At 72.1% G+C, this 20,138-nt stretch carries 17 protein-coding genes and 3 tRNA genes; 12 read left to right on the forward strand and 8 right to left on the reverse strand.

Features of this window, described 5'->3' with window-relative positions:
• Positions 1-119: 119 nt before the first annotated feature.
• The gene (locus ACH4RC_RS06365) at positions 120-1,550 is read right to left on the reverse strand and encodes an FGGY family carbohydrate kinase (RefSeq protein WP_398195973.1); all 1,431 of its coding nucleotides are present in this window, start codon (positions 1,548-1,550) and stop codon (positions 120-122) included.
• Between the two features lie 54 nt (positions 1,551-1,604).
• Complete coding sequence (locus tag ACH4RC_RS06370; protein ID WP_398195976.1) at positions 1,605-1,919, reverse strand: YtxH domain-containing protein; 315 nt, start codon at positions 1,917-1,919, stop codon at positions 1,605-1,607.
• A gap of 147 nt (positions 1,920-2,066) precedes the next feature.
• On the opposite strand from ACH4RC_RS06370, the gene ACH4RC_RS06375 reads away from it, so the two are divergent.
• The 3 genes from ACH4RC_RS06375 to ACH4RC_RS06385 all read left to right on the forward strand — a co-directional run bounded on the left by ACH4RC_RS06375 (position 2,067) and on the right by ACH4RC_RS06385 (position 2,467).
• Positions 2,067-2,139, forward strand: a tRNA-Asn gene (locus tag ACH4RC_RS06375).
• Positions 2,140-2,144: 5 nt separating this feature from the next.
• Positions 2,145-2,217: transfer RNA gene (locus tag ACH4RC_RS06380), tRNA-Asn, on the forward strand.
• A 176-nt stretch (positions 2,218-2,393) separates the two neighbouring features.
• Positions 2,394-2,467, forward strand: a tRNA-Ile gene (locus ACH4RC_RS06385).
• 193 nt (positions 2,468-2,660) lie between these two features.
• Here ACH4RC_RS06385 and ACH4RC_RS06390 read toward each other — a convergent pair.
• On the reverse strand, positions 2,661-2,783 hold the full coding sequence (locus tag ACH4RC_RS06390; protein WP_398195978.1) for a hypothetical protein: 123 nt from the start codon (positions 2,781-2,783) through the stop codon (positions 2,661-2,663).
• Positions 2,784-3,052: 269 nt separating this feature from the next.
• Here ACH4RC_RS06390 and ACH4RC_RS06395 point away from each other — a divergent pair, with 269 nt between their 5' ends.
• Together ACH4RC_RS06395 and ACH4RC_RS06400 are read left to right on the forward strand one after the other, a co-directional pair.
• Positions 3,053-3,286 carry a type II toxin-antitoxin system VapB family antitoxin gene (locus ACH4RC_RS06395; RefSeq protein ID WP_398195981.1) on the forward strand — a complete coding sequence of 78 codons (234 nt, stop codon included), beginning with the start codon at positions 3,053-3,055 and terminating at the stop codon, positions 3,284-3,286.
• Positions 3,283-3,690: a PIN domain nuclease gene (locus tag ACH4RC_RS06400; protein ID WP_398195983.1), complete on the forward strand. Its 408-nt coding sequence runs from the start codon at positions 3,283-3,285 to the stop codon at positions 3,688-3,690. The genes ACH4RC_RS06395 and ACH4RC_RS06400 overlap by 4 nt, the downstream gene beginning before the upstream one ends.
• A 641-nt stretch (positions 3,691-4,331) precedes the next feature.
• Here the strand turns inward: ACH4RC_RS06400 and ACH4RC_RS06405 are convergent.
• Complete coding sequence (locus ACH4RC_RS06405) at positions 4,332-5,795, reverse strand: GAF domain-containing sensor histidine kinase (protein WP_398195986.1); 1,464 nt, start codon at positions 5,793-5,795, stop codon at positions 4,332-4,334.
• A 334-nt stretch (positions 5,796-6,129) separates the two neighbouring features.
• On the reverse strand, positions 6,130-7,167 hold the full coding sequence (locus tag ACH4RC_RS06410) for a rod shape-determining protein (RefSeq protein WP_398195989.1): 1,038 nt from the start codon (positions 7,165-7,167) through the stop codon (positions 6,130-6,132).
• A 295-nt stretch (positions 7,168-7,462) separates the two neighbouring features.
• Between ACH4RC_RS06410 and ACH4RC_RS06415 the strand changes: the two genes are divergently transcribed.
• Together ACH4RC_RS06415 and ACH4RC_RS06420 are read left to right on the forward strand one after the other, a co-directional pair.
• Positions 7,463-11,155: a S8 family serine peptidase gene (locus ACH4RC_RS06415; RefSeq protein ID WP_398195990.1), complete on the forward strand. Its 3,693-nt coding sequence runs from the start codon at positions 7,463-7,465 to the stop codon at positions 11,153-11,155.
• A 523-nt stretch (positions 11,156-11,678) separates the two neighbouring features.
• Positions 11,679-12,572, forward strand: coding sequence for an LLM class flavin-dependent oxidoreductase (locus ACH4RC_RS06420; RefSeq protein ID WP_398195993.1), 894 nt, complete (start codon positions 11,679-11,681; stop codon positions 12,570-12,572).
• A gap of 266 nt (positions 12,573-12,838) precedes the next feature.
• Here ACH4RC_RS06420 and ACH4RC_RS06425 read toward each other — a convergent pair whose 3' ends face one another.
• The gene (locus tag ACH4RC_RS06425; RefSeq protein WP_398195996.1) at positions 12,839-14,215 is read right to left on the reverse strand and encodes a carboxyl transferase domain-containing protein; all 1,377 of its coding nucleotides are present in this window, start codon (positions 14,213-14,215) and stop codon (positions 12,839-12,841) included.
• Entirely contained in the window at positions 14,208-15,665 is a 1,458-nt protein-coding gene (locus ACH4RC_RS06430) for an acyl-CoA synthetase (RefSeq protein ID WP_398195999.1), read from the reverse strand. Before ACH4RC_RS06430 ends, ACH4RC_RS06425 begins: the two co-directional genes overlap by 8 nt.
• Positions 15,666-15,802: 137 nt before the next feature.
• On the opposite strand from ACH4RC_RS06430, the gene ACH4RC_RS06435 reads away from it, so the two are divergent.
• The 3 genes from ACH4RC_RS06435 (at position 15,803) to ACH4RC_RS06445 (ending at position 18,431) form a co-directional block, all read left to right on the forward strand.
• Positions 15,803-16,534: a FadR/GntR family transcriptional regulator gene (locus ACH4RC_RS06435; RefSeq protein WP_398196002.1), complete on the forward strand. Its 732-nt coding sequence runs from the start codon at positions 15,803-15,805 to the stop codon at positions 16,532-16,534.
• Positions 16,535-16,647: 113 nt separating this feature from the next.
• Positions 16,648-16,932, forward strand: coding sequence for a DUF4190 domain-containing protein (locus ACH4RC_RS06440; RefSeq protein ID WP_398196004.1), 285 nt, complete (start codon positions 16,648-16,650; stop codon positions 16,930-16,932).
• Positions 16,933-17,234: 302 nt separating this feature from the next.
• On the forward strand, positions 17,235-18,431 hold the full coding sequence (locus tag ACH4RC_RS06445; RefSeq protein WP_398196006.1) for an MFS transporter: 1,197 nt from the start codon (positions 17,235-17,237) through the stop codon (positions 18,429-18,431).
• A gap of 13 nt (positions 18,432-18,444) precedes the next feature.
• Here ACH4RC_RS06445 and ACH4RC_RS06450 read toward each other — a convergent pair whose 3' ends face one another.
• Positions 18,445-18,846 carry an ATP-binding protein gene (locus ACH4RC_RS06450; RefSeq protein WP_398196009.1) on the reverse strand — a complete coding sequence of 134 codons (402 nt, stop codon included), beginning with the start codon at positions 18,844-18,846 and terminating at the stop codon, positions 18,445-18,447.
• 231 nt (positions 18,847-19,077) lie between these two features.
• On the opposite strand from ACH4RC_RS06450, the gene ACH4RC_RS06455 reads away from it, so the two are divergent.
• On the forward strand, positions 19,078-19,929 hold the full coding sequence (locus tag ACH4RC_RS06455) for a helix-turn-helix domain-containing protein (protein WP_398196011.1): 852 nt from the start codon (positions 19,078-19,080) through the stop codon (positions 19,927-19,929).
• Positions 19,930-19,937: 8 nt separating this feature from the next.
• The gene (locus ACH4RC_RS06460) at positions 19,938-20,138 is read left to right on the forward strand and encodes a DUF397 domain-containing protein (protein WP_398196014.1); all 201 of its coding nucleotides are present in this window, start codon (positions 19,938-19,940) and stop codon (positions 20,136-20,138) included.

The following is a 20,138-nucleotide window of genomic DNA, read 5'->3' on the forward strand; positions in this document are numbered from 1 at the left end:
ACCGGAGTGCGGACGCATGGACCCTCATCGTCCGACACTCCACCCGCGTTACCTCAACCGATTAAGCACCTGACCGACCCAAGAACTGACAAAGACCTGCCACACAGCCGTACGGCGACCTACGAGAACGCGCCCGGGTGGATCTGCTCCCGCACCGCCCGGTACTGCTGGCGCACCGCCTGTCCGACGGCCGCCTCCTCGCCCGGCTCGAAGACCTGCGCCGCCGCGCCCTGCCACTGCGGCAGCTGCCCCTTCAGCGCCCACGCGGCCTGCCGCGCCGCGCCGATCGCCGCGTAGTCCGCGGGCTGCGGCACGACGACCTGCACTCCGAACAGCATCGGCGCCACGGCCTGCACGGCGTGCAGTTCGGCGGCGGCGCCCAGCAGGAACACCCGCCGGATCTCCACGCCCCGCCCGCGCAGTACGTCCATGGCGTCCGCGAGCCCGCACACCATGCCCTCGAAGGAGGCCCGCGCCAGGTGCTCGGGCCGCATGGATTCGCGCCGCAGGCCGCTGAGCGTCCCGGCGGTGTGCGGCAGGTTCGGCGTCTTCTCGCCCTCCAGATACGGCAGGAGTACGAGCCCGTGGGCGCCCGCCGTCGACTTCATGGCCAGCTCGGACAGCTCCTCCAGCCCTCCGTCCAGGCCGAGCATCCCGGCGGTGCCGCGCAGCGCCCGTACCGCGTTCGACGTGTGCACGACCGGCAGGTGCATGCCGGTCGCGTCGGCGAGTGAGGTGATGGCGCCGCTGGAGTCGGTGAGCGCCTCGTGGTGCACGGCCATCACGGAGCCGGACGCGCCGAGGGAGACCACGGCGTCCCCGGCCATCACACCGAGCCCGAAGGCGGCGGCCATGGTCTCGCCGGTGCCCGCCGAGATGATCAGGCCTTCGGGGGTCGTGCCCGCCGCGTCGCCCGGGCCGAGCACCTCGGGCAGCATCGCCTGCCGGCCGAGCGCCAGCTCCACGAGGTCGGGGCGCCAGGAACCGGCGGCGGCCGACCAGTAGCCGCTGCCGGAGGCGCCGCCACGGTCCGTCGTGCGGCGCGCGGGCCGGCCGAGGAGCTGCCACACCAGCCAGTCGTGGGCCTGGAGCAGCAACGCCACCCGCTGGGCGTTCTCCGGTTCCGTGCGGGCCAGCCAGCGAAGCTTCGTGACCGGGTGCGCCGCCTGCGGTACGGAGCCGACGGCGTCGGCCCACGCCTCGCGCGAGCCGAACCGGTCGATCAGGTCCGCGGCGGCCGACTGCGCCCGCTTGTCGCCGCCGACCAGCGCCGGGCGCACCGTGTTGCCCTGCCCGTCCAGCGGCACCAGCGCGTTCTGCTGCGCGGAGACCCCGATGGCCTGCACGCCTTCGAGCAGCCCGCCGGCCGCCGCCTCGCCGAGCGAGAGCAGCCACGCCTGGGGATCGACGTCCGACGGGCGGCCGCCGCCCTCCACCGGGTCCAGCGGGTGCGGGGCGTAACCCTGCCGCAGCACGGCCCCGGTGTCGGCGTCACAAACCACAATGCGCGTGAAATCGGGCGAACTGTCCAGCCCTGCGACTATCCCCATGACAGAAATTCTGCCGCACCGCAGGACACTCCCGTGCCGCGCCTCCGGCCGGGCCTAGGTGTTGCTCGTACCCCAGTCGTCCTCGCCGGTCGCGCTGCCGGTCGCGCTCGTGCGCTCGCGCAGCGAACGCACCCGGTCGGCGACCGCGTCCGGCACACGGCCCTCGACCTTCTCGCTGACCGTGCTGAAGGCCTTGCCCGCGTAGGTCCGCGTCTGCTGCGCCGCCGACTCCGCGGTGTTGCGCACAGCGGGGTTCTGGGCGACCTCGCGCGCGGTCTTCTTCAGCTTCTCGTACCGCTCGCGCCCGGCGCGCGTACCCAGCACGTAACCGAGGGCCAGACCGGCGATGAATGTGAGCCGGTAGCGCATGGCGGCCACCCTTCCGTAGCTCGTCGTGATCACTGAGGGGGTACCGATTGGCGGAGCACCCCCCTGCTTGCGCTAATGTATGTGTCGCAGCGAGCGCCCGCCGCCTGGCAAGTACCCAGGTGGATGCGTTCGAAGCAGATGAAGCATTCCCCTGTAGCTCAATTGGCAGAGCAGCCGGCTGTTAACCGGCAGGTTACTGGTTCGAGTCCAGTCGGGGGAGCTCGATCTCCTGTAGCTCAATTGGCAGAGCAGCCGGCTGTTAACCGGCAGGTTACTGGTTCGAGTCCAGTCGGGAGAGCTGCGGAACAAGCCCTTCGGAGACACTCCGGGGGGCTTTTTCGCACCCCGGGGAACCGCGTGCGCGCACGCGGAGTCCTCAAGGTCGTGCAGAGCCGGACCATTCGAGGCAGGAGATCGTATGAGCGGCTATGCTGCGGCAGACGGCGCGCACACATGTGCGCGGCGCGCCGTTACGGGGCGGTAGCTCAGCCGGTTAGAGCAGCGGACTCATAATCCGTCGGCCGTGGGTTCGAGTCCCACCCGCCCCACCTAGGAGCCCAGCGCAGAAACGTTCTGAGCTGGGCTCTTGCCTTCCCTGCCTGATACAGCGTCAAAACCTGCCCGGCTCCGAACGGGCAAAACGACCACCCGAACGGAGTGGCTGCCCGAAGGCTGCCCGAGGCTGCAAGGTGGCGCTGCCCAGGCGCTTCGCGCGCGGCATCCCGAAGCCGTGACTCACGGTCACTCGGCGGGGCGGGCTCGCGGAACCACCGACATCACGGCCTCAGCCCCCGCAGCCATCAGCTGCGGGAGTACGTGCGTGTACGTGTCCGTGGTGAGCTGGAACTCGAAAAAGGTGATCACGCTGATGCAGGGTGCTCCCCGCACCCGCGGGGATAGTCACCCCTCCGGTAAGGGGTCCACCTGCACCGGGCATCCGCACCCTTGGTTCCCCAGCGAGGCAGTCCCGTCTTTTCGGGTGCGGTGCCCTGCCAGGGGTTTGTGGTGCCCGTGGTTTGCGGCCTCTCAGCGATCGGGTCGTGTCTGCCTCCTGCGTGAGGGGCCCCACAAGGCCATGTTGGTGATGTATCGTCGTTATGTACATCATGGACTCTCGGTGAGGGGTGGCTGGTATGTCTGTTACCCAGGTTGATCTCGATGACGAGGCGCTGGCCGAGGCGATGCGGCTCATGGGCGTCTCGACGAAGAAAGAGACGGTCAACGGGGCTCTGCGGGACTACGTGGCGCGCATCAAGCGGCTGGAGGCTGCCGAGAAGCTGGCCGCGCGGGGTGAGCGGGGCGAGTTCGAGGCTGCGGCTGCGGCGCATACAGCCGCGAAGCGCGCCCGGCGGGCAGCCTTCGAGTGATCACCTACCTCCTCGATACTTCCGCCCTGTGGCACCTCTTCCGCACCCCAGGGGCGTTGCCGCCCTGGGAAGGGCATATCGCCGCAGGCGTGTTCCATATCTGCGAGCCCACGAGGGCGGAGTTCCTCTACTCGGCCACAAGTCCGGCCCACCGCGATGAGTTGGCCGAAGAGCTGGATGCTCTCTGCCAGTTCTCGCCGGTTCCCAAGAACGCGTGGCGCTGGGTGGAGACCGCGCAGTACAAGCTCACCCAGCAAGGGCAGCACCGCGCCGCCGGAGCCATTGATCTCTTGGTGTGTGCGACGGCGGTCCATCACGGTCACACGGTGCTCCACGTGGACAACGACTTCGCCACGGTGGCGGCGGCGCTCAAGGAAGTGCAGCAGCGCGACGTACGCCGCTGATTGCTGGCGGAGCATTCGGGACTCTCCCCGCACCCGCGGGGATGTTCCCACGAGGCGGCGGCACATGCGGCCACTGTGCCCGTGCTTCCCGAACTCACGGGGATGTTCCCGTGGTGGAGGTACGGAAGTGGATCGGCTTCCGGTGCTCCCCGTATCCGCGGGGGTAATCCTCGCGGTCGCAACCTTGTTCCAGACCTGGACGAGATTCAATGGCCTATCTGCCGGATCGCAGTTACGCAGCGTAGTGAGCCCCCTCAAGGAGTGTCGCATGCGAGCGACCAGGTCAAGGTGCCCCGTGCAGTGGCACCCGAGGGCAGATCGCTAGGTTCATTGCTGAGCCTCGCGCGCTCGTGCGGGGTGGGGGCGAGTGTGTGGGGGCGGTGTGGCGAACGCCTAACGGACGCCTGATCGAGCAGGATCGAGGCCGACGCGGTGGGATGGAAACAGGCGGAAATGTCCGCTCCGGCCGCGTTTTCGCAGGTGAGACGCGTCACTGATGCGGGTTCGAGTCCCACCCGCCCCACCACCATCCTGGCGCAGAAACGATGCGACCAGGACGTACGTAGCCTGAGGGGCCGTCACGGAAACCGTGGCGGCCTTTTCGTCACCCGATCAGCGCGACCGTCGCCCGCACCGGCCGATCAACGCGGCGCGTGCCACACCAGCGCGGCCGGTTCCGCGTCCTCGTGGGCCCCGTCGTCCGACACCGTCAGGCGCACCCCGGCGCGGCCGTCCGGCAGCGGTGTACGGGTGTCGATCGTCACGTCCACGCGCGAGACCCCCGGGCGGCGGGACGCCGTGGCCAGGGCGCGGCGCAGGTGGGACAGGAGACGGGACTGCACCGGGTCGGCGAGGGCCGCCTCCACCGCGCCCGTGAAGTGCACCGACGGGGTGAAGCCGAGGATCGCCGCGGCGCCCGCCGTCTCGCGCAGCACCTTGCCGCGGAACGTCGTCGGGGCGTCCGCCGGGGGCTGCTGCAGCGCGAAGATCGTCGTGCGGACCTCCTGGATCGTCGACTCCAGCTCGTCCACGGCTTGCGCGAGCGTTGCGCGGACGTCCTCGGCCTGGGTGCGGCGCTGCGTCGATTCGAGCATCATGCCCGTCGCGAAAAGCCGTTGGACGACGAGGTCGTGCAGGTCGCGGGCGATGCGGTCGCGGTCCTCGTAGACGGCGAGGCGCTCGCGGCTCTCCTGCGCCTCCGCCAGGACCAGGGCGAGCGCCGCCTGCGTGGCGAACTGGGTGGCGAGGAGGTGGTCGACCGAGGTGTACGGGCGGTCGTCGGGGGCGCGGGGCAGGGCGAGCGTGCCGATCAGCTTTCCGTCGGCCTTCAGCGGCAGCATCATGCTCGGGCCGAACCGGGACCGTACCTCCGTCGTCATCCGCGGGTCCGTCGCCGAGTCGTCGATGAAGACGGGCTCGCCGGTCAGGAGCTGCTCCAGGACCGCGCTGCCGGGCAGGATCGTCGCGCCGAGCAGCTCCTGCGGGTCGTCCGTCGTGGCCGCCGCGACGATCTCCATGCCGCCCGCCTCCGTCGGCTGCAGCACGACCCCGGCGGCCGCCCCCGCGAGGAGCCGCGCCTGTTCCGCGACCGTCGTCAGGGCGTCGCCCGCGCGGCCCGTGAGCAGCGCCGTGGTCACGGCGGCGGCGCCCTCGATCCAGCGTTCGCGCTGCTTGGCGGTGTCGTACAGGCGGGCGTTGCCGAGGGCGATGCCGGCCTGGGTGGCGAGGATGCGCAGCAGGGCGAGGTCGTCGTCGGTGAATCCGGTGCGGCCTGTGCCGGGGGGTCTTCCTGTCAGGCGCAGGCGGCCGAAGACGGTGTGTTGTACGTGGATGGGGAGGGCCAGGGTGTCCGGGGCGTGGACCACGGCGTCCGGGGCCTCTCCGGGGGGCAGGACGGGCTGCACGTCCCCGGTGCCGACCGCCTCGACCAGGCCGCCGTGGACCGGGTCGAACACGCCCAGCACTCCGTGTTTCGCCCCGGTCAGGGCGACCGCGCTCTCCACCAGGTGCTGGAGGGTGGGCATCAGGTCGAGCTCGGAACCTACGTTCAGGACTGCGTCCAGGAGGAGGGGGAGGCCGGCGGGGGGTTCGGGGGGTGGGGTCATGGGGGCCAGGTGTTCTTGGACTGGGGTCGAGTAGGTCTGCCTCAGGGGCGCGGGGAACTGCGCGCTCAGCCCCCGCCGGGCCGCGGACGCGTCTGCTTCGCGGGGTTCTATGGCGTGTGCGGCTCGTGCGTGGCTGGTCGCGCAGTTCCCCGCGCCCCTGGTGGGGCGCATGCGCGTCTGCCTCGTGCGGTCGTACGGCGCGTGCGGGTGGTGCGTGGCTGGTCGCGCAGTTCCCCGCGCCCCTGGCGGGGCGGTCGCTCAGGGCGCCTGTGACGGCAGGGCCGAGAGAGCCGCCCCGCCCGTGCGGCCGTGGCCGCCAGCGACGCGACCCGGGTCAGCTTCCTGTCGGGTCCAGGACCATTGGCTGGATCTTGCCCTCCATCATCGCGCCGAGGCCCTGCACCGCGCAGACGTCGGGGCGTTCCGCCGTGCGGACCGGCATGCCTGTCGCCTCGCTGAGCATGACGTCCAGGCCGGGGAGGCGGGCCGAGCCGCCGACCATCATGATGCCGCGCTCCGCGAGGTCGGCGACGAGGTCGGGCGGGCAGTCGCGGAGCACCTTGCTGATGCCGTCGAGCAAGCCGGTCAGCGGGGTGTGGATCGCGTCGCGCACCGCCGCCGTCTCCACCTGGACCGAGCGGGCCAGGCCCGTCGTCACGTCGCGCCCGTGGATCTCGGTGCGCTCGGGGCCGTGCGGGGTCAGGCCGTTGCCGCGCAGGGCGAGTTGCAGGGGACGTACGGTCTGCGAGGGGAGCAGGAGCGCGTGCTGCTGGCGCAGGTGCTGGACGACCGCGTGGTCGACGGCCTCGCCGCCGACCGGGACGCGGACGGACGTCACGATCGAGCCCAGCGAGAGCACCGCGATCTGCGTCGACGCCGTGCCGCACACGATGACCATCGTGGCCTCGGGCTGCTCCACCGGGAGCCCGCAGCCGACGGCCGCCGCGATGAGCGTGTCCACCATCTCCACGCGCCGCGCCCCGAGCCCGACCAGCGTCTCGACGGCCGCGCGCCGCGCCAGCGGATCCGCGTCGTGCGGCGTGCAGACCGCCGCGCGCAGCCGGGGCTTGCGGCGCAGGGCACGGCGGAGTTTGTCGCCGAGGAGGTGGCGGAGCATGCGCTGGGCCATCTCGATGTCGACGACGGTGCCGCCGCAGATCGGGCGGACGACGCGGATGTGCTCGGGCGTGCGGCCGGTCATCTTCTCCGCGAGTTCGCCGACCGCGATGAGCGCGCCGGTGCGGGTGTTGACCGCCGCCGCGCTCGGCTCGTCGACGGCGAGGCCGAGGCCCTTCACGTAGACGCGGGTGCGCGCGGCACCCAGGTCGACGGCGAAGTGGCAGCGATACAGCTGCTCAAGACTGACGGTCATGGCAGATCCTCCCGAGAGCGCAGACCGTGGACGGGGCCGCGGGCGCGGCCCTTTTGGCAGCGTGCGGGCAAGATCGCGATTCCGCGCGCTGGACTGGGCCGGAAGGGGCGGGGCCGAACGGGTGAAAAGTTCGATGAGCCGACCGGGCGGATGCCGCCCCGCCCGCGGGACCTGGCGGGAACGTGCCAGGGCAGATTTCCGCCAGGTCATGCAACTCCCGCGTAACGCACGGGGCTTGACACTCTTCTGAGCACTCGGGTGACCCCCGATCCGAGGCATACGAAGAGAGGCGACGATGACCAGAGGACCTGCCGCGAGACGCGGCGCGGCCCTGCTGTCGGCCGGCATCGCGTTCGCGCTGCTGCCCGGCGGTGGTGCGCAGGCCGCCCCCATGCCCGTACCCCAGGCGAAGGCGAAGGCGACGAAGGCCGCGGCCGCCGCGCACACCGTGACCCTGGTGACCGGCGACAAGGTGACCGTGACGGAGTTGAGCGGCGGCAAGCGGACCGTCACCGTGGAGCGGGCGCGGGGCGCGACCGGCGCCGTCCGCACGCAGGTGGCGCACGGCGACATCAGCGTCGTACCGGACGAGGCCCGGCCCTACCTGAGCGCGGGCACCCTCGACGCCCGCCTGTTCGACGTCAGCGAGCTGATACGCCAGGGCCTCGCGGACGGCGAGGCCGACGCGACGCCCCTCATCGTGACCTACGGGAGCGGCAAGGCGGCCCTCGGCGCCCGCGCCGTTCCCAGGGGTGCCGAGCGGACGCGTGCGCTGCCGAGCGTCCGTGGCGCCGCCCTCGACGCCCACAAGGGGCGGACCTTCTGGGACGCCGCCACGACCGGCAAGGGTTTCGAGGACGGCATCCGCAAGGTCTGGCTCGACGGGCGCGTCGAAGCCGACATGGCCGACAGCAACGCCCAGATCGGCACCCCGAAGGCCTGGGAGGCGGGGCTGACCGGCAAGGGCGTGAAGGTCGCCGTCCTCGACACCGGGTACGACGCCGCCCACCCCGACCTCGCGACGCGTGTCACCGAGTCGAAGTCGTTCATCGAGGGGGAGGAGGTCGCCGACCGGCACGGGCACGGCACGCACGTCGCCTCGACCGTCGGCGGGTCGGGGGCCGCCTCCGACGGCGGCAAGGAGAAGGGCGTCGCCCCTGACGCCACCCTCGCCGTCGGCAAGGTCCTCAGCAACGCGGGCTCCGGCACCGAGTCGCAGATCATCGCCGGTATGGAGTGGGCCGCCAAGGACATCGGCGCCAAGGTCGTCTCCATGAGCCTCGGTTCGGACGAGGCCAGTGACGGCACCGATCCCATGTCCGCCGCCGTCAATACGCTCTCCGCCGAGACCGGGGCCCTCTTCGTGATCGCCGCCGGGAACACCGGCGCGCCCAGCTCCATCGGCTCGCCCGGCGCCGCCGACTCCGCGCTCACCGTCGGCGCCGTCGACAGCGCCGACCAGGCCGCGTACTTCACCAGCCAGGGCCCGCGCCTCGGCGACAACGCCCTCAAGCCCGACGTCTCCGCGCCGGGCGTCGGCATCCTGGCCGCGCGTTCTTCGCTGGCGGCCGAGGGCGAAGGCCCGTACACGGAGATGAGCGGTACGTCGATGGCGACGCCGCACGTCGCAGGGGTGGCCGCGCTGCTCGCGCAGGAGCATCCGGACTGGACGGGCGCGCAGCTCAAGGACGCGCTCATGTCCAGCAGCAAGGAGCTGGACGACGCGTCCGCCTATGCGCTGGGCGCCGGGCGGGTCAGCGTGCCGGACGCCATCGGCGCGCAGGTCACCGCCACCGGCAGCGCCGACCTCGGCTACTACTCGTGGCCGTACGAGGAGAACAAGCCGGTGACGCGGACCGTCACCTACACGAACACGGGTGACGACGACGTTCAGCTGGATCTCGCCGTGCAGGGGGGCGGTGAGGGTGTTGCCACGCTCGGGGACAGCGCGCTGAACGTTCCGGCGCACGGCACCGCCTCCACCACCGTCACCGGCGACGGCGCCAAGGCGGCGGTCGGCGCTCTCAGCGGGCAGATCGTCGCGAGCGCGGGCGGCAAGGCCGTCGCGCACACGGTGTTCGGCCTGGTGAAGGAGGAGGAGCGGTACACGCTGACCGTCCATGTGAAGGACCGGTCCGGCGCGCCCGCAGCCGCCGGCCTGACGGTGCAGCGGCTCGCCGCGGACACGGACCCGTTCCCGGCCGCGGTCGGCGACTCCGGCACGCTGGAGTTGCGGCTCAAGCCGGGCTCGTACCACCTGGAGTCCTACCTCGACGTGCGCGGCAGCCACGGCAAGGACTCGCTCGGCCTCGGCTACCTCGCCGAGCCGGAGATCACGCTCGACCGCGACCGTGAGGTCACGCTCGACGGGCGGCGGCTGAAGGAGATCACCGCCGACGTCGGGCGTACCACGGAGACCCGGCAGCTCGTCATGGAGGCCGCGCGCCAGGCGGGCGGCGCCGACTACATGAGCGCCGTGCAGTTGCCGGTCACCTACGACAGTGTCTTCGCCGCGCCGACGGGCAAGGTGAGCGAGGGCAGCTTCGAGTACCGCACGGTGTGGCGCCTCGGGAAGCCGATGCTCCGGGTCGACGGTCTGCGCGAGGCCACCTTGCAGGCGGGCGGCACGCTCGTCGAGGGCCGCAGCAGGCTGCGTGTCGTGGACGCGGGGGACGGCGCGCCCGCCGACTACGCGGGCAGGAACGTGCGCGGCAAGGCCGTCCTCGTGCGCCGCACCGAGGCCATCGCCCCTGACCAGCTGGCCCAGGCCGCGCAGGACGCGGGCGCGAAGGCGCTGTTCGTGACGGACGACGCGCCGGGGCGGCTCAGCGCCTGGTTCGGGCCGGAGGACGGCAGCGACCGGCCGTTGCAGATCGCCTCCGTCGACGCGGTGGGCGGCGCCACGCTCGCCGAGCTGGCGAAGAAGGGCCGCACCCTCTCGATGACGGGCACGCGGTACACGCCCTGGGTGTACGACCTCACCGACGAGCACAAGGGCGGCGTGCCGAGGGGGGACCTGGAGTACCGGCCGGGCAAGCGTGAACTGGCCGTCCTGGACACCAGGTTCCATGCCGTGAAGCCGCAGGACGGGGGCGAGTTCCGGTACTCGATCACCGACACGTTCCCGATCGGGCTCGGCTTCCTGGAGAAGATCGCCTACCCGGCCGAACGCACCGAGTACGTCTCCACGGGCGCCGGGCAGATGTGGCACGAGTCCGTGCAGACCGGCCCGACCGACCTGGAGCAGCGCAGCGGCCTGGTCACCTACGAGGGCGGTACGCGGAAGAACCTCGACTGGTTCAAGCCGGTCTGGCACCCGTGGCTGGGCACCGGGCTCGGCTGGGGGCAGCAGCGCTCCGGCAACTCACTTCGGTTCAACACGCCCGGCTGGGGCGACTCCGGGCCCGACCACACCGGCTTCGGCGACGCCTGGAGCAGCGAGACCAACGGCATCGACCAGTACACGTCGGTCTCCGTGGACGGGGCGGAGGTCGACCGCAAGAAGAGTTCGGGTGTGTACGTGTGGGACGCCGATCCGGGCGAGCACACGTACGAGGTCGCCACGGACACCACGCTCGACCCCGCGCGCTGGGAACTGTCGGCCAAGGGGCACGCCGAGTGGACGTTCAGGTCGGCGGCGACGCCCGGCGACCGGTGGACGTATCTGCCGCTGATCAACCTCGGTTTCGACATCGACACCGATCTGGCGGGTGACGTACGGGGCGGCTCGCGCGTCCCGGTCGGGATCTTCGGCGAGTACGTGAAGGACGCGGCCGGTACGGGGACGATCGGCGGGGGCCGGCTGGAGGTCTCGTACGACGACGGCAAGACGTGGCGGCCGGTTGGTCTGAGCGGTCGTGGCGCCTCGTGGAAGGGCAGCCTGAGCGTTCCGCGGCAGGCGGAGTACGTCTCGCTGCGGGCGTCGGCCGAGGACGACAGGGGCGGGGCCGTGACCCAGGAGATCATCCGGGCGGTCGGGGTCAGGTAACCGGCAGTTGGGCTCGGGGCCCGGTGCGGAGGAACGCCGCGCCGGGCCCCGGCATGGCTTCGGCATCCCTTCGGCACCCCTTCGGTATGGCCCCGGCATGGCTTCGGCATCCCTTCGGCATGGCTTCGGCATGGCTTCGGTATGTCAAGGGGTGATACGGCGACGTCCGGGATGCGGACCGTGGGTTGTGGCGGGGGCGGGGCCCGGAAAGGATGCGGGCATGGCCCTCGTTCTCGTCTCGCGTCGACACGTGGATCTGCTGCGTGTCGCGACGATGCTCTGTCGGGCCTCCGCGCGTCGCCGTACGGCTGGTCGCTGAGCAGCCTCGTTGCGAGCCGCCTCGTCCGTCGGTGAGGCTTTCGCCGGTTGGCGAAGGCGCTGAAGGCCTTCGCCGGTTGCCGAGGTACCGGCCCGGCTCGCCCCGCCCGTAGCGGCGACTTCCATGACGTACGCACCCCTTCCCTGTACCGGGGCCCCGGGGTGCGCCCTGCCCTTGCCACCCTGTCGTAGGCCCGAGGTGCCCATGTCCCAGAACTTGCCGTTGCTGCATTGGTCCCTGCCCGCCGGAGGCGACCGGGCCGACACGGCCGGGCCCGTGCGGGTCGCGCGCGCCGCCGAGCGGGCCGGATTCGTGTCGCTGTTCGCGCCGGTGGGGCGCGGGCGCTCGGACCCGTGGCACTTGGCGTCCGTGCTCGCCGGACGCACGGAGCGGATCGGGTTCCTGGTCGGGGTGCGGGCGGGGGCGGTCAGCCCGACGCTGCTCGCGCAGCAGGCGGACGCGTTCCGCCGGTTCACCGGCGGGCGGCTGCGGCTGAACGTGGTGACGGCCGATGACCGCACCGAACAGCGGTCGGTGAGTGAGCGGTTGACGCATGACCGGCGTTACGGCCGCACCGATGAGGTGATGGCGGTGGTGCGGGATCTGCTCGACGGCAGGCGCATCGACTTCCAGGGGCAGCATGTGCAGGTCGAGGGCGCGCGGCTGACCGATCCGGCCGTCGAGCACAAGGTGCCGCTGTATCTGGGGGGCGTGTCGGGTGCCGCGGAGAACCTTGCCGCGCGGCGGGCCGACGTCCACCTGCTGTGGAGCGAGCCGGAGCAGTCCCCGGCCGAGGTCGCGGACCGGGTCGCCCGGGTGCGGGACCGGAATCCGGCGCTGCGGTTCGCGCTGCGGCTGTCCGTCGAGGCGGGCCGGGACCACGAGGGGACCGCCCGGCGTCTGCACGCGTACTGTCTCGCGGGCGTCGACGAGTTCGTGCTCTCAGGGGGCCCGGACGCGGACGACGCCCTGCGGGCGGGCGGGGAAGTGGTCCCGAGGCTGCGGGCGTTGCTCGCCGGCGAAGGGGCCGGAGGCAACGCGGCGGCGCCGCCTCCCCGTGGGACCGGGGGAGACGGCGCCGCGCTGGTGTCCGACTGAGCTACACCAGCCAGCCGACGAAGTGGACGAGGCCGGCGAGGATGTCGGTGAGCAGGTTCATGGTGAAACGTTCTCCTTGCGATGGTGCATGTGTGTGGGACGAACACCCCGGCTCTGTACGGGACATGGGCCGGGTGCGCGGCAACTACGGTCTGCAGCCCGTCGCTTGCGCACCGTAAGCATCGTCGGTCACTCGTGCCTCATGCAATTTTTTGGCGGGACGATCACCTGTTCGTGGGAACAACTGCGCGCCTGTTCGTTTCAGATCATGGAGCCGGGGTGGCGGCGGGCGGCGGCTCGGCGATGCCTCGGACCACGCCCAGGTCCACCAAGTCCTGTGGGCGGAGGCGCAGTTGACCGGCGGTGACCGGGGCCAGGTCGGCGGGCCGCTTGAGGATCGCGGCGGCCAGCTCGGGGGCGATCACCGAGAAGTACGCGTCCGGCGCCACCCAGGTGTTGCCGGGAGCCGCGAGGGCCAGCGCGCCGCCGGAGCCGCCCTCGCCGATGACGAGCGTGGTGAGCGGCACCGGTGACTCGGCGAGCGCGAGGAACAGTTCGGCGATGGCCGCGCCCGCGCCCGCCCGCTCGGCCGCGTCGCCGCTCGCCGCGCCGGGGGTGTCCACGAGCGTGAGTACGGGGATGCCGAGGCGGCCCGCGAGCCGGACCAGCCGGGTGGCGGTGCGGTATCCCGCCGGGGTGGTGGCGGTGCCGCACTGGGCCGCGTAGGCGATGGTGCGGCTCCGCCCCTGCGCTTCATGGGCGCCGAACCCGCAGAGCATGCCGTCGTCCGTGCCGCCCGCGCGATCGCCCCGCAGCTCGACGCGGTCGGTGAAGTAGGCGTCCAAGTAGGCGGCGGCGCGCGGTCGTTGAGGCGCCCGGGCGCGTTCGACCGCCTCCCAGCCGGTGGTGGGGAGGTCGGTGCGGCCCAGCGCGTACGGTACGGGCGCCGGGGCCTTCGAAGCAGCGGACGGCCGGGTCAGCAGCCGCAGGCGGCGGCCGAGCGCGGCGCGCAGCTCGTCCGGGGCCACGACCGTGTCGACGGAGCCCGCCTCCCACTGCGCCTGCGCGGTGTACGCCGCCGGGTCCGCTCCCGGCGGGCGCACCCGGGACCCGGCGAACCCGATCTGCGCCCCGGGCAGGGCGAGGGTCAGGTCGGCACCCGCGCCGAGGGTCGCCCAGCCGCCGCCCGTCGTCGGATCCCGTACGACGGCGATCTGGGGCAGCCCGGCGGCGCGGGTCAGCGCTGACTGCCGGGCGACACGCTGCAGTTGGGTCAGCGCGATCATGCCCTCCTGCATCCGGCTGCCGCCCGTGGCGATGAGCGGGACGAGGGGCAGGCGGTGCGCGCGGGCGTGGACGTGCGCGGCCTCGATACGGTCGCCGGTCTCCTGTCCGAGGGAGCCGCCCAGGTACCCGAACTCGAAGGCGACGACGACCGCCGGGGCTCCGTCGATCTCGGCGGTGCCGGTGACGACGGACTCGGCTTCGCCGGTGCGTTCGGTGGCGCGTGCCTTGGCGTCGCCGTAGCCGGGCCAGCGGAGCGGGTCGGGGCGTGCGGGCGGGGCCGGGGGCGCGAGTTCGCGGAAGGTGTCGGGGTCGCAGACGGTGGCGAGGACGGCGCGGGCGCCGGTGCCCTCAGCCATCGGAGAGCGACCGCTTGAGGATCTTGCCCATGTCGTTGCGGGGCAGCGCGTCGAGGTAGTGGACCGTGCGGGGCCGCTTGTGCGGGGAGAGGCGGGCGGCCACGTGGTCGGCGAGGGCGGTGGCGCCCGGCGGGTCGCCGGCGTCGGCCGGGACGATCCAGGCGACGACGCGTTCGCCCAGGTCGGCGTCGGGGGCGCCGGTGACGGCGGCCTCCTTGACGCCGGGGTGTTCCAGGAGCGCGTTCTCGATCTCGCCCGCGCCGATCTTGTAGCCGCCGCTCTTGATGAGGTCGGTGGCCTTGCGGCCGATGATGCGGACGTAGCCGTCGGGGTCGCGCACGGCCATGTCACCCGTGCGGAACCAGCCGCCCGGCGCGAACGCCGCCGCCGTCGCGTCGGGCCGGTTCAGGTACTCCAGGAACAGGTTGGGCCCGCGCACCTGGATCTCCCCGACCGCCTCCGGGTCCCCGGCCGGCACCTCGGTCGTCCCGTCGTCCTCGGTGAGCCGCAGCTCCACACCGGGCAGCGGAACGCCGACCGCGCCGGGGCGCGGCTCGCCGTCGGCGCGGACGCTGGTGTTCATCAGCGTCTCCGTCATCCCGTACCGCTCGATCACACGCTGACCGGTGGCGGCGGTGATCCGCTCGTGGTCGTGGACGGGCAGCGCGGCGGAGCCCGAGACCAGGAGCCGGGCCGAGGCGAGCGCCTTCGCGAGCGCCGGGTCGGTGGGCAGGGCTTCCGCGATGCGGTGGTACATCGTCGGCACGCCGAACAGCATCGTCGCCCCGGACGCCAGCTCGCGCGTGACGCCGTCCGTGTCGAACCGGCCGAGGTGCCGCACCGCGCCGCCCCTGCGCAGCGGGCCGATCACGCCCAGGATCAGCCCGTGCACGTGGAAGAGCGGCAGCCCGTGGACGAGCGTGTCCCGCTCCGTCCACCGCCAGGCGTCGCGCAGCGCGTCGAGCGTGGAGGAGACGGCGCGGCGGGGGAGGACGGCGCCCTTGGGAGGCCCGGTGGTGCCGGAGGTGTAGACGATGAAGGCGGGGGTTTCGGGGTCGGCGGGTTCGTCGGGGAGGGGGCCCGGTCGGCCCGTTTCCGTCTCTACGGTGATGTCGACGCGGTTCAACCCGGCCAGCGCGGGCGGCAGTTCCGTACCCGGCGCCGCGAGGACCGCGTCGGGCGCGCTGTCCGCCACGATGTGCCCCAGCTCGCTCCCGCCCGACTTCGGGTTGACCGGAACGGCGGCGACTCCGGCGATCAGCGCGGCGACCACGCCGACGGCGGTCTCCAGGGTCGGAGTCGCCCACACGGCGACGCGCGCCGAACCGCTCAGCCGGGACGCCAGGGGCGTGGCGGCCGCCGCCAGTTCGCCGTAGGTCAGGGAGCGGTCGCCGAAGCGCAGGGCCGGGCGGTCGGGGGTGTCGGCCAGGGCCGGGAGGAGTCGGGACACGTGAACACTCCTGATCTGCAGCAGATTGGTTCAGTGGCTGAGCCAATCCGAGCGTGCCGTCTGGCAGGCGCCCACGTCAAGGACGTACGCTGCCGGGCACACGACAAGGCCCGTACCGGGCGAGGAAGGGCCGGGGCATGACCGACGCACTGCGGCCGATGACTGCGCGCCCGCGCCTGTACGAGCAGGTGCTCGACCGGCTGCGTACGTACGTCGCCGAGGGCGGCCTGCGCGAGGGTGACCGGCTGCCGACCGAGCGCGACCTCGCGGCGCGGCTCGGGGTGAGCCGCGCCTCGGTCAAGCAGGCCATCGTCGTCCTGGAGGTGCAGGGCCTGGTCGAGGCGCGGCACGGCGGCGGCACGTACCTGATGCGGGACAGCCTCGACACGGCCGTCGTCGAACCGGTCGAGAGCCTCGTCGCCCGCAAGAAGCGGCTGCCGGACGTCCTGGAGGCGCGTGAGGCGCTGGAGACGAAGCTGGCGGAGCTGGCGGCGGAGCGCCGAACGGACGCCGACCTCGCCGCGCTGCGCACCGCCCTCGACACCATGGCGCGCGACATCGAGGCGGGCGGCCTCGGCATCGAGGGGGACCGGCTTTTCCACGCGGCGGTGACGGCGGCGGCGCACAGCGCGCTGCTCGCCGCGTTCATGCGCGAGATCGACGAGCCGATCGCGGAGTCCCGCACCGAGTCGCTGCGCCAGCCGCGCCGGCCGGGCCGATCGCTCGCCCAGCACCGGGCGATCCTCGACGCGATCGAGGCGGGGCAGGGGCGCGGGGCGGCGGCGGCGATGCGCAGGCATGTGCGGTCGGTGGCGAAGGTACGGCTGCTGGAGTGGGAGCCGGAGGCCGAGGAAGGCGCACCGGAGTAATTGCTTCCACTTAAACTCGGAATTCGGGCAGCGTGTGCGCCGAATTCCGGGGCACCCGGAGGGTCGTAACGACGTTCTGCAAATCGGTCAGATCGATCTGAGGGGTGTGGACCATGTCGGCCTACGGTAGCCGTTCTGCCGCTTCTTCCGGTACCCGGACGAATGGCCTCGCGATAGCCGGACTCGTCTGCGGCATCGTCGGACTGTTCTTCCTCAGCTTCGTCCTGGGTCCGCTCGCGATCATCTTCGGCGCGCTCGCCCTGCGGCAGAGGGCCGCCAGTGGGGGTGCGGGCATGGCGAAGGCGGGCCTCATCCTGGGCATCGTCGACGTCATCCTCTTCGTCGTGCTGATGATCGCCGCGGCCAACGGCGGATTCAGCTGGTACGTCGGCGGATGACCCCAGGTCGGTGAGTGTGCCGACCGTAAGCGAAAAGCGCCGGTGGGAATGCGCGTGAGGAGTGCGCGCATTCCCGCTGGCGCTTTTCGCTGCTTCCTGGGTTAAGGTCGAGCGGCATTCGTACTCACACTCACACTCACACTCGTACTCATACTTCTGCCCGGTGACAGAGTCGGCGGGAGGCGCGCGTCCCCGCCTCCCGCCCGCACTGGACGGCTACTGGCGCGCTCACGGGTCGGCACACTCCGGACGCCGACGACCCCGGGTGAGCGCGTCCCGCCGGGCGGCGAAAGGGACGCGCCGTGCCGACGGCGAATCGACGTACTTACCGGGCCCTTCTCCGCATTCCGGGTGCGGCCGCCTTCTTCCTCTCCGGCGTCGTAGGGCGCGTCGGGCTCGCGATGACCGGGGTCGGCATCGTGTGGCTGGTGTACGCGCGGACGGGCTCGTTCGGGGAGGCGGGCGTGGTGACAGGGTGTTTCGCCGTCGCCGACGCGCTGGGCGGACCGCAGGTCGGCCGTCTTGTCGACCGTTTCGGGCAGGCGCGGGTGCTGGTCTGCGCGCTGTCCGTGCACGCGGGGGCGATCGGGCTGCTGTTCGCGGGCGGCAACCTCCTCACCCTCGCCGGGGCGGTCCTCGCGGGCGCGAGCCTCCCGCAGCTCAGCGCGCTCTCCGCGGCGCGCTGGCCGGCTCTGCTGCGCGGCACCCCGCACGAGAGCGCGCTGCCACGCGCCTTCACCCTCGAAGCCCTGGCCAACGGGGTCTCCTTCCTCGCGGGCCCCGCCCTCGTCAGCGCGGTCGGCGCCGCGGGCTATCCGCGCCTCGGCAGCCTGCTCGCCGCCCTCCTGGTGGTCGGCGGCGGACTCTCCCTCGCCGCGCAGCGCCGCACCGCGCCACCGGTCGCGGGCCGGGCCGAACGCCGGGGCGCGGGCCGCAGCCTGCTGCGCGGCGCCTTCATACGACTTGTCGCGCTCAACGCCGCGCTCGGGGTCTTCTTCGGTGCGCTGCAGGTGTCGGTGACGGCGTACGCGGTCGGGCGGGGCACGCCGGATGTGGCACCGCTGCTGTACGCGGTGTCCAACTGCAGCAACCTGGCGGGGGGTTGGGCGTACGGGGTACGCCACTGGAATGCGCCGCCCGAACGGCAACGAGCGCTGGCGGCGGCGGGGTTGGCCCTGGCGTGCCTGCCGCTGACGGTCGTGGACGGCCCGTGGATGGTGGCCGCGTGCCTGGCTCTTACGGGTCTGGCGGTGCCGGTGCTCCTTGTCGTCTTCTCCGTCCTGGCCGAGAACGCCGTTGACCGGGCCGTTCTCACGCAGGCGTTCACGTGGCTCGGTTCGGCGAGCGCCGCGGGGACGGCGGGGGCCGCGGCGCTCGCCGGACGGGCGGTGGACGGGGCGGGGCCGCATGCCGGGTTCGCGGTCGGGGCGGTGGCGGCGCTGGGGATGGTGGTGCTTGCATCCGGTGTCCGTGCCGGTGGCCGTGCCGGTCGTGGCTGACCGGGGATCTCCGCTACGCGGCTGCCAGTTCGCACCACACGTACTTGCCCCGGTTCGCCCCGCTCCCCAGGGCATGCCAGCCCCACTCGTCGGCACACGCCCTGACCAGCAGCAGGCCCCGGCCCTCCTCGGCGTCCTCCGCGTTCGCGCTGGGCGGGTCAGGTGGTTCCGGGGCGGTGTCCCAGGCCCCGATGCGCAGCACCCCGACCGACCACCTGACCCTCAGCGCCGCCGGGCCCTTCGTATGCCGTACGGCATTGCTCACCAGCTCGGCGGCGAGCAGCTCCGCGACATCGACCAGGCGGATCAGGCCGTGCATGGTCAGGATGAGGCGCAGGGTGCGACGGCTGACCGTCACCGCGCGCGGGTCGTTCGGGATGTAGAGGGAGTACTCCCAGGGTTCGCTTTCGGGCATGCGGGTGTTCCGTTCGGTGAGGGGGTGGCTGTGCGTTGGTCCCGGGCGGCGGTGGCATGTCGCGCCCGTCATGGCAGGACGGAGCGGTGCGCTTCCGGCGCCCCGGGAACCCGCAGAGTGTGCGGTGCGTCACTGAAGGTAGGGGCAAATTTTGGTCCCACGCAAGCTGTTGCGTAGTCTGCCGCCCGAACGAGTCGGGATCACTCAGCAGTTGAAGCCGAGGAGGACGTCATGCCGCGTAGACGGCAGGCGAGCGCACGCCAGGAGCGGCTAGGTGCTGAGCTGCGGAAACTGCGGGAGGCGGCCGGGCTCAAGGGGCGGGAGGCCGCCGCGCTCCTCGGTACGGACTCCGCGCAGGTGAGCCAGACCGAGGCCGGTCTGGCGGGTCTGAGCGAGGCGCGCCTGCGGCGTATGGCGACGCAATACGCTTGCGCGGACGAGGAGTTGATCGACGCGCTGGTGGCGATGGCGACCGACCGGACGGTTGGCTGGTGGGAGAAGTATCGCGGCCTCCTGCCCACGATGTACCTGGACCTCGCGGAGGTGGAGCACCACGCCACCTACCGGCATGACATCGAGTTCCTGCACGTACCCGGGCTGCTTCAGACGGAGGATTACGCCCGCGCCGTTTTCTCGTACCAAGTTCCCGCGCGTGCCGAGGAGGACGTGGAACTGCGTGCCCGCCACCGGATGGACCGCCGCGTCATCATCGAAGGCCCCGCCGCTGTCCCGTACAAAGCCGTGATCCACGAAGCGGCCTTGCGGATACGAGTAGGCGACCGCCCGGCCGTGCGGGCGCAGCTCAACCGCGTGCTGGAACTCTCCGAGGCCGACCACGTCACCGTGCGCGTCATCCCGTTCGACCTCGACGGGTTCGCCGGCGCCGGAAGCGCCATGATGTATGTGGGCGGAACCGTTCCGAAGCTCGACACTGCCGTACGGGATTCACCGCACGGCACGACACTGATTGACTCCGAAGCGCAACTCGTCGCCTCACGAACGCTTTTCCGTAAGGTTGAGGCGGTGGCGCTGGAACCCGAACGTTCTCGTGAATTCATCCACGCACTGGCGAAGGAACTGTGAGGTACCCCATGACCCGCTCCTACACCTGGCGGAAGTCGTCCTATTCCGGGGCCGGTGAAGGCAACAACTGCGTAGAGGTCGCCGCTCTCCCAACTCACGTGGGCATCCGTGACTCGAAGACCCCAGGGCGTGCAGCACTGGCCGTCCCCCACGGCGCCTTCGGCGCTTTCGTAGAAGGACTTAAGGCGCGGGCCTTTCCGTCCGCCTAG

Origin of the sequence: Streptomyces sp. NPDC016845 (assembly GCF_044332585.1) — a bacterium.
Taxonomy (GTDB): Bacteria; Actinomycetota; Actinomycetes; order Streptomycetales; family Streptomycetaceae; genus Streptomyces.

Excerpts from the sequence above, each read along its gene's own strand:
- ACH4RC_RS06365 (WP_398195973.1), bottom strand. The coding sequence starts at position 1,550 with ATGGGGATAGTCGCAGGGCTGGACAGTTCGCCCGATTTCACGCGCATT.
- ACH4RC_RS06370 (WP_398195976.1), bottom strand. The coding sequence starts at position 1,919 with ATGCGCTACCGGCTCACATTCATCGCCGGTCTGGCCCTCGGTTACGTG.
- ACH4RC_RS06395 (WP_398195981.1), top strand. The coding sequence starts at position 3,053 with ATGTCTGTTACCCAGGTTGATCTCGATGACGAGGCGCTGGCCGAGGCG.
- ACH4RC_RS06405 (WP_398195986.1), bottom strand. The coding sequence starts at position 5,795 with ATGACCCCACCCCCCGAACCCCCCGCCGGCCTCCCCCTCCTCCTGGAC.
- ACH4RC_RS06410 (WP_398195989.1), bottom strand. The coding sequence starts at position 7,167 with ATGACCGTCAGTCTTGAGCAGCTGTATCGCTGCCACTTCGCCGTCGAC.
- ACH4RC_RS06415 (WP_398195990.1), top strand. The coding sequence starts at position 7,463 with ATGACCAGAGGACCTGCCGCGAGACGCGGCGCGGCCCTGCTGTCGGCC.
- ACH4RC_RS06420 (WP_398195993.1), top strand. The coding sequence starts at position 11,679 with ATGTCCCAGAACTTGCCGTTGCTGCATTGGTCCCTGCCCGCCGGAGGC.
- ACH4RC_RS06425 (WP_398195996.1), bottom strand. The coding sequence starts at position 14,215 with ATGGCTGAGGGCACCGGCGCCCGCGCCGTCCTCGCCACCGTCTGCGAC.
- ACH4RC_RS06435 (WP_398196002.1), top strand. The coding sequence starts at position 15,803 with ATGACCGACGCACTGCGGCCGATGACTGCGCGCCCGCGCCTGTACGAG.
- ACH4RC_RS06440 (WP_398196004.1), top strand. The coding sequence starts at position 16,648 with ATGTCGGCCTACGGTAGCCGTTCTGCCGCTTCTTCCGGTACCCGGACG.
- ACH4RC_RS06450 (WP_398196009.1), bottom strand. The coding sequence starts at position 18,846 with ATGCCCGAAAGCGAACCCTGGGAGTACTCCCTCTACATCCCGAACGAC.
- ACH4RC_RS06455 (WP_398196011.1), top strand. The coding sequence starts at position 19,078 with ATGCCGCGTAGACGGCAGGCGAGCGCACGCCAGGAGCGGCTAGGTGCT.
- ACH4RC_RS06460 (WP_398196014.1), top strand. The coding sequence starts at position 19,938 with ATGACCCGCTCCTACACCTGGCGGAAGTCGTCCTATTCCGGGGCCGGT.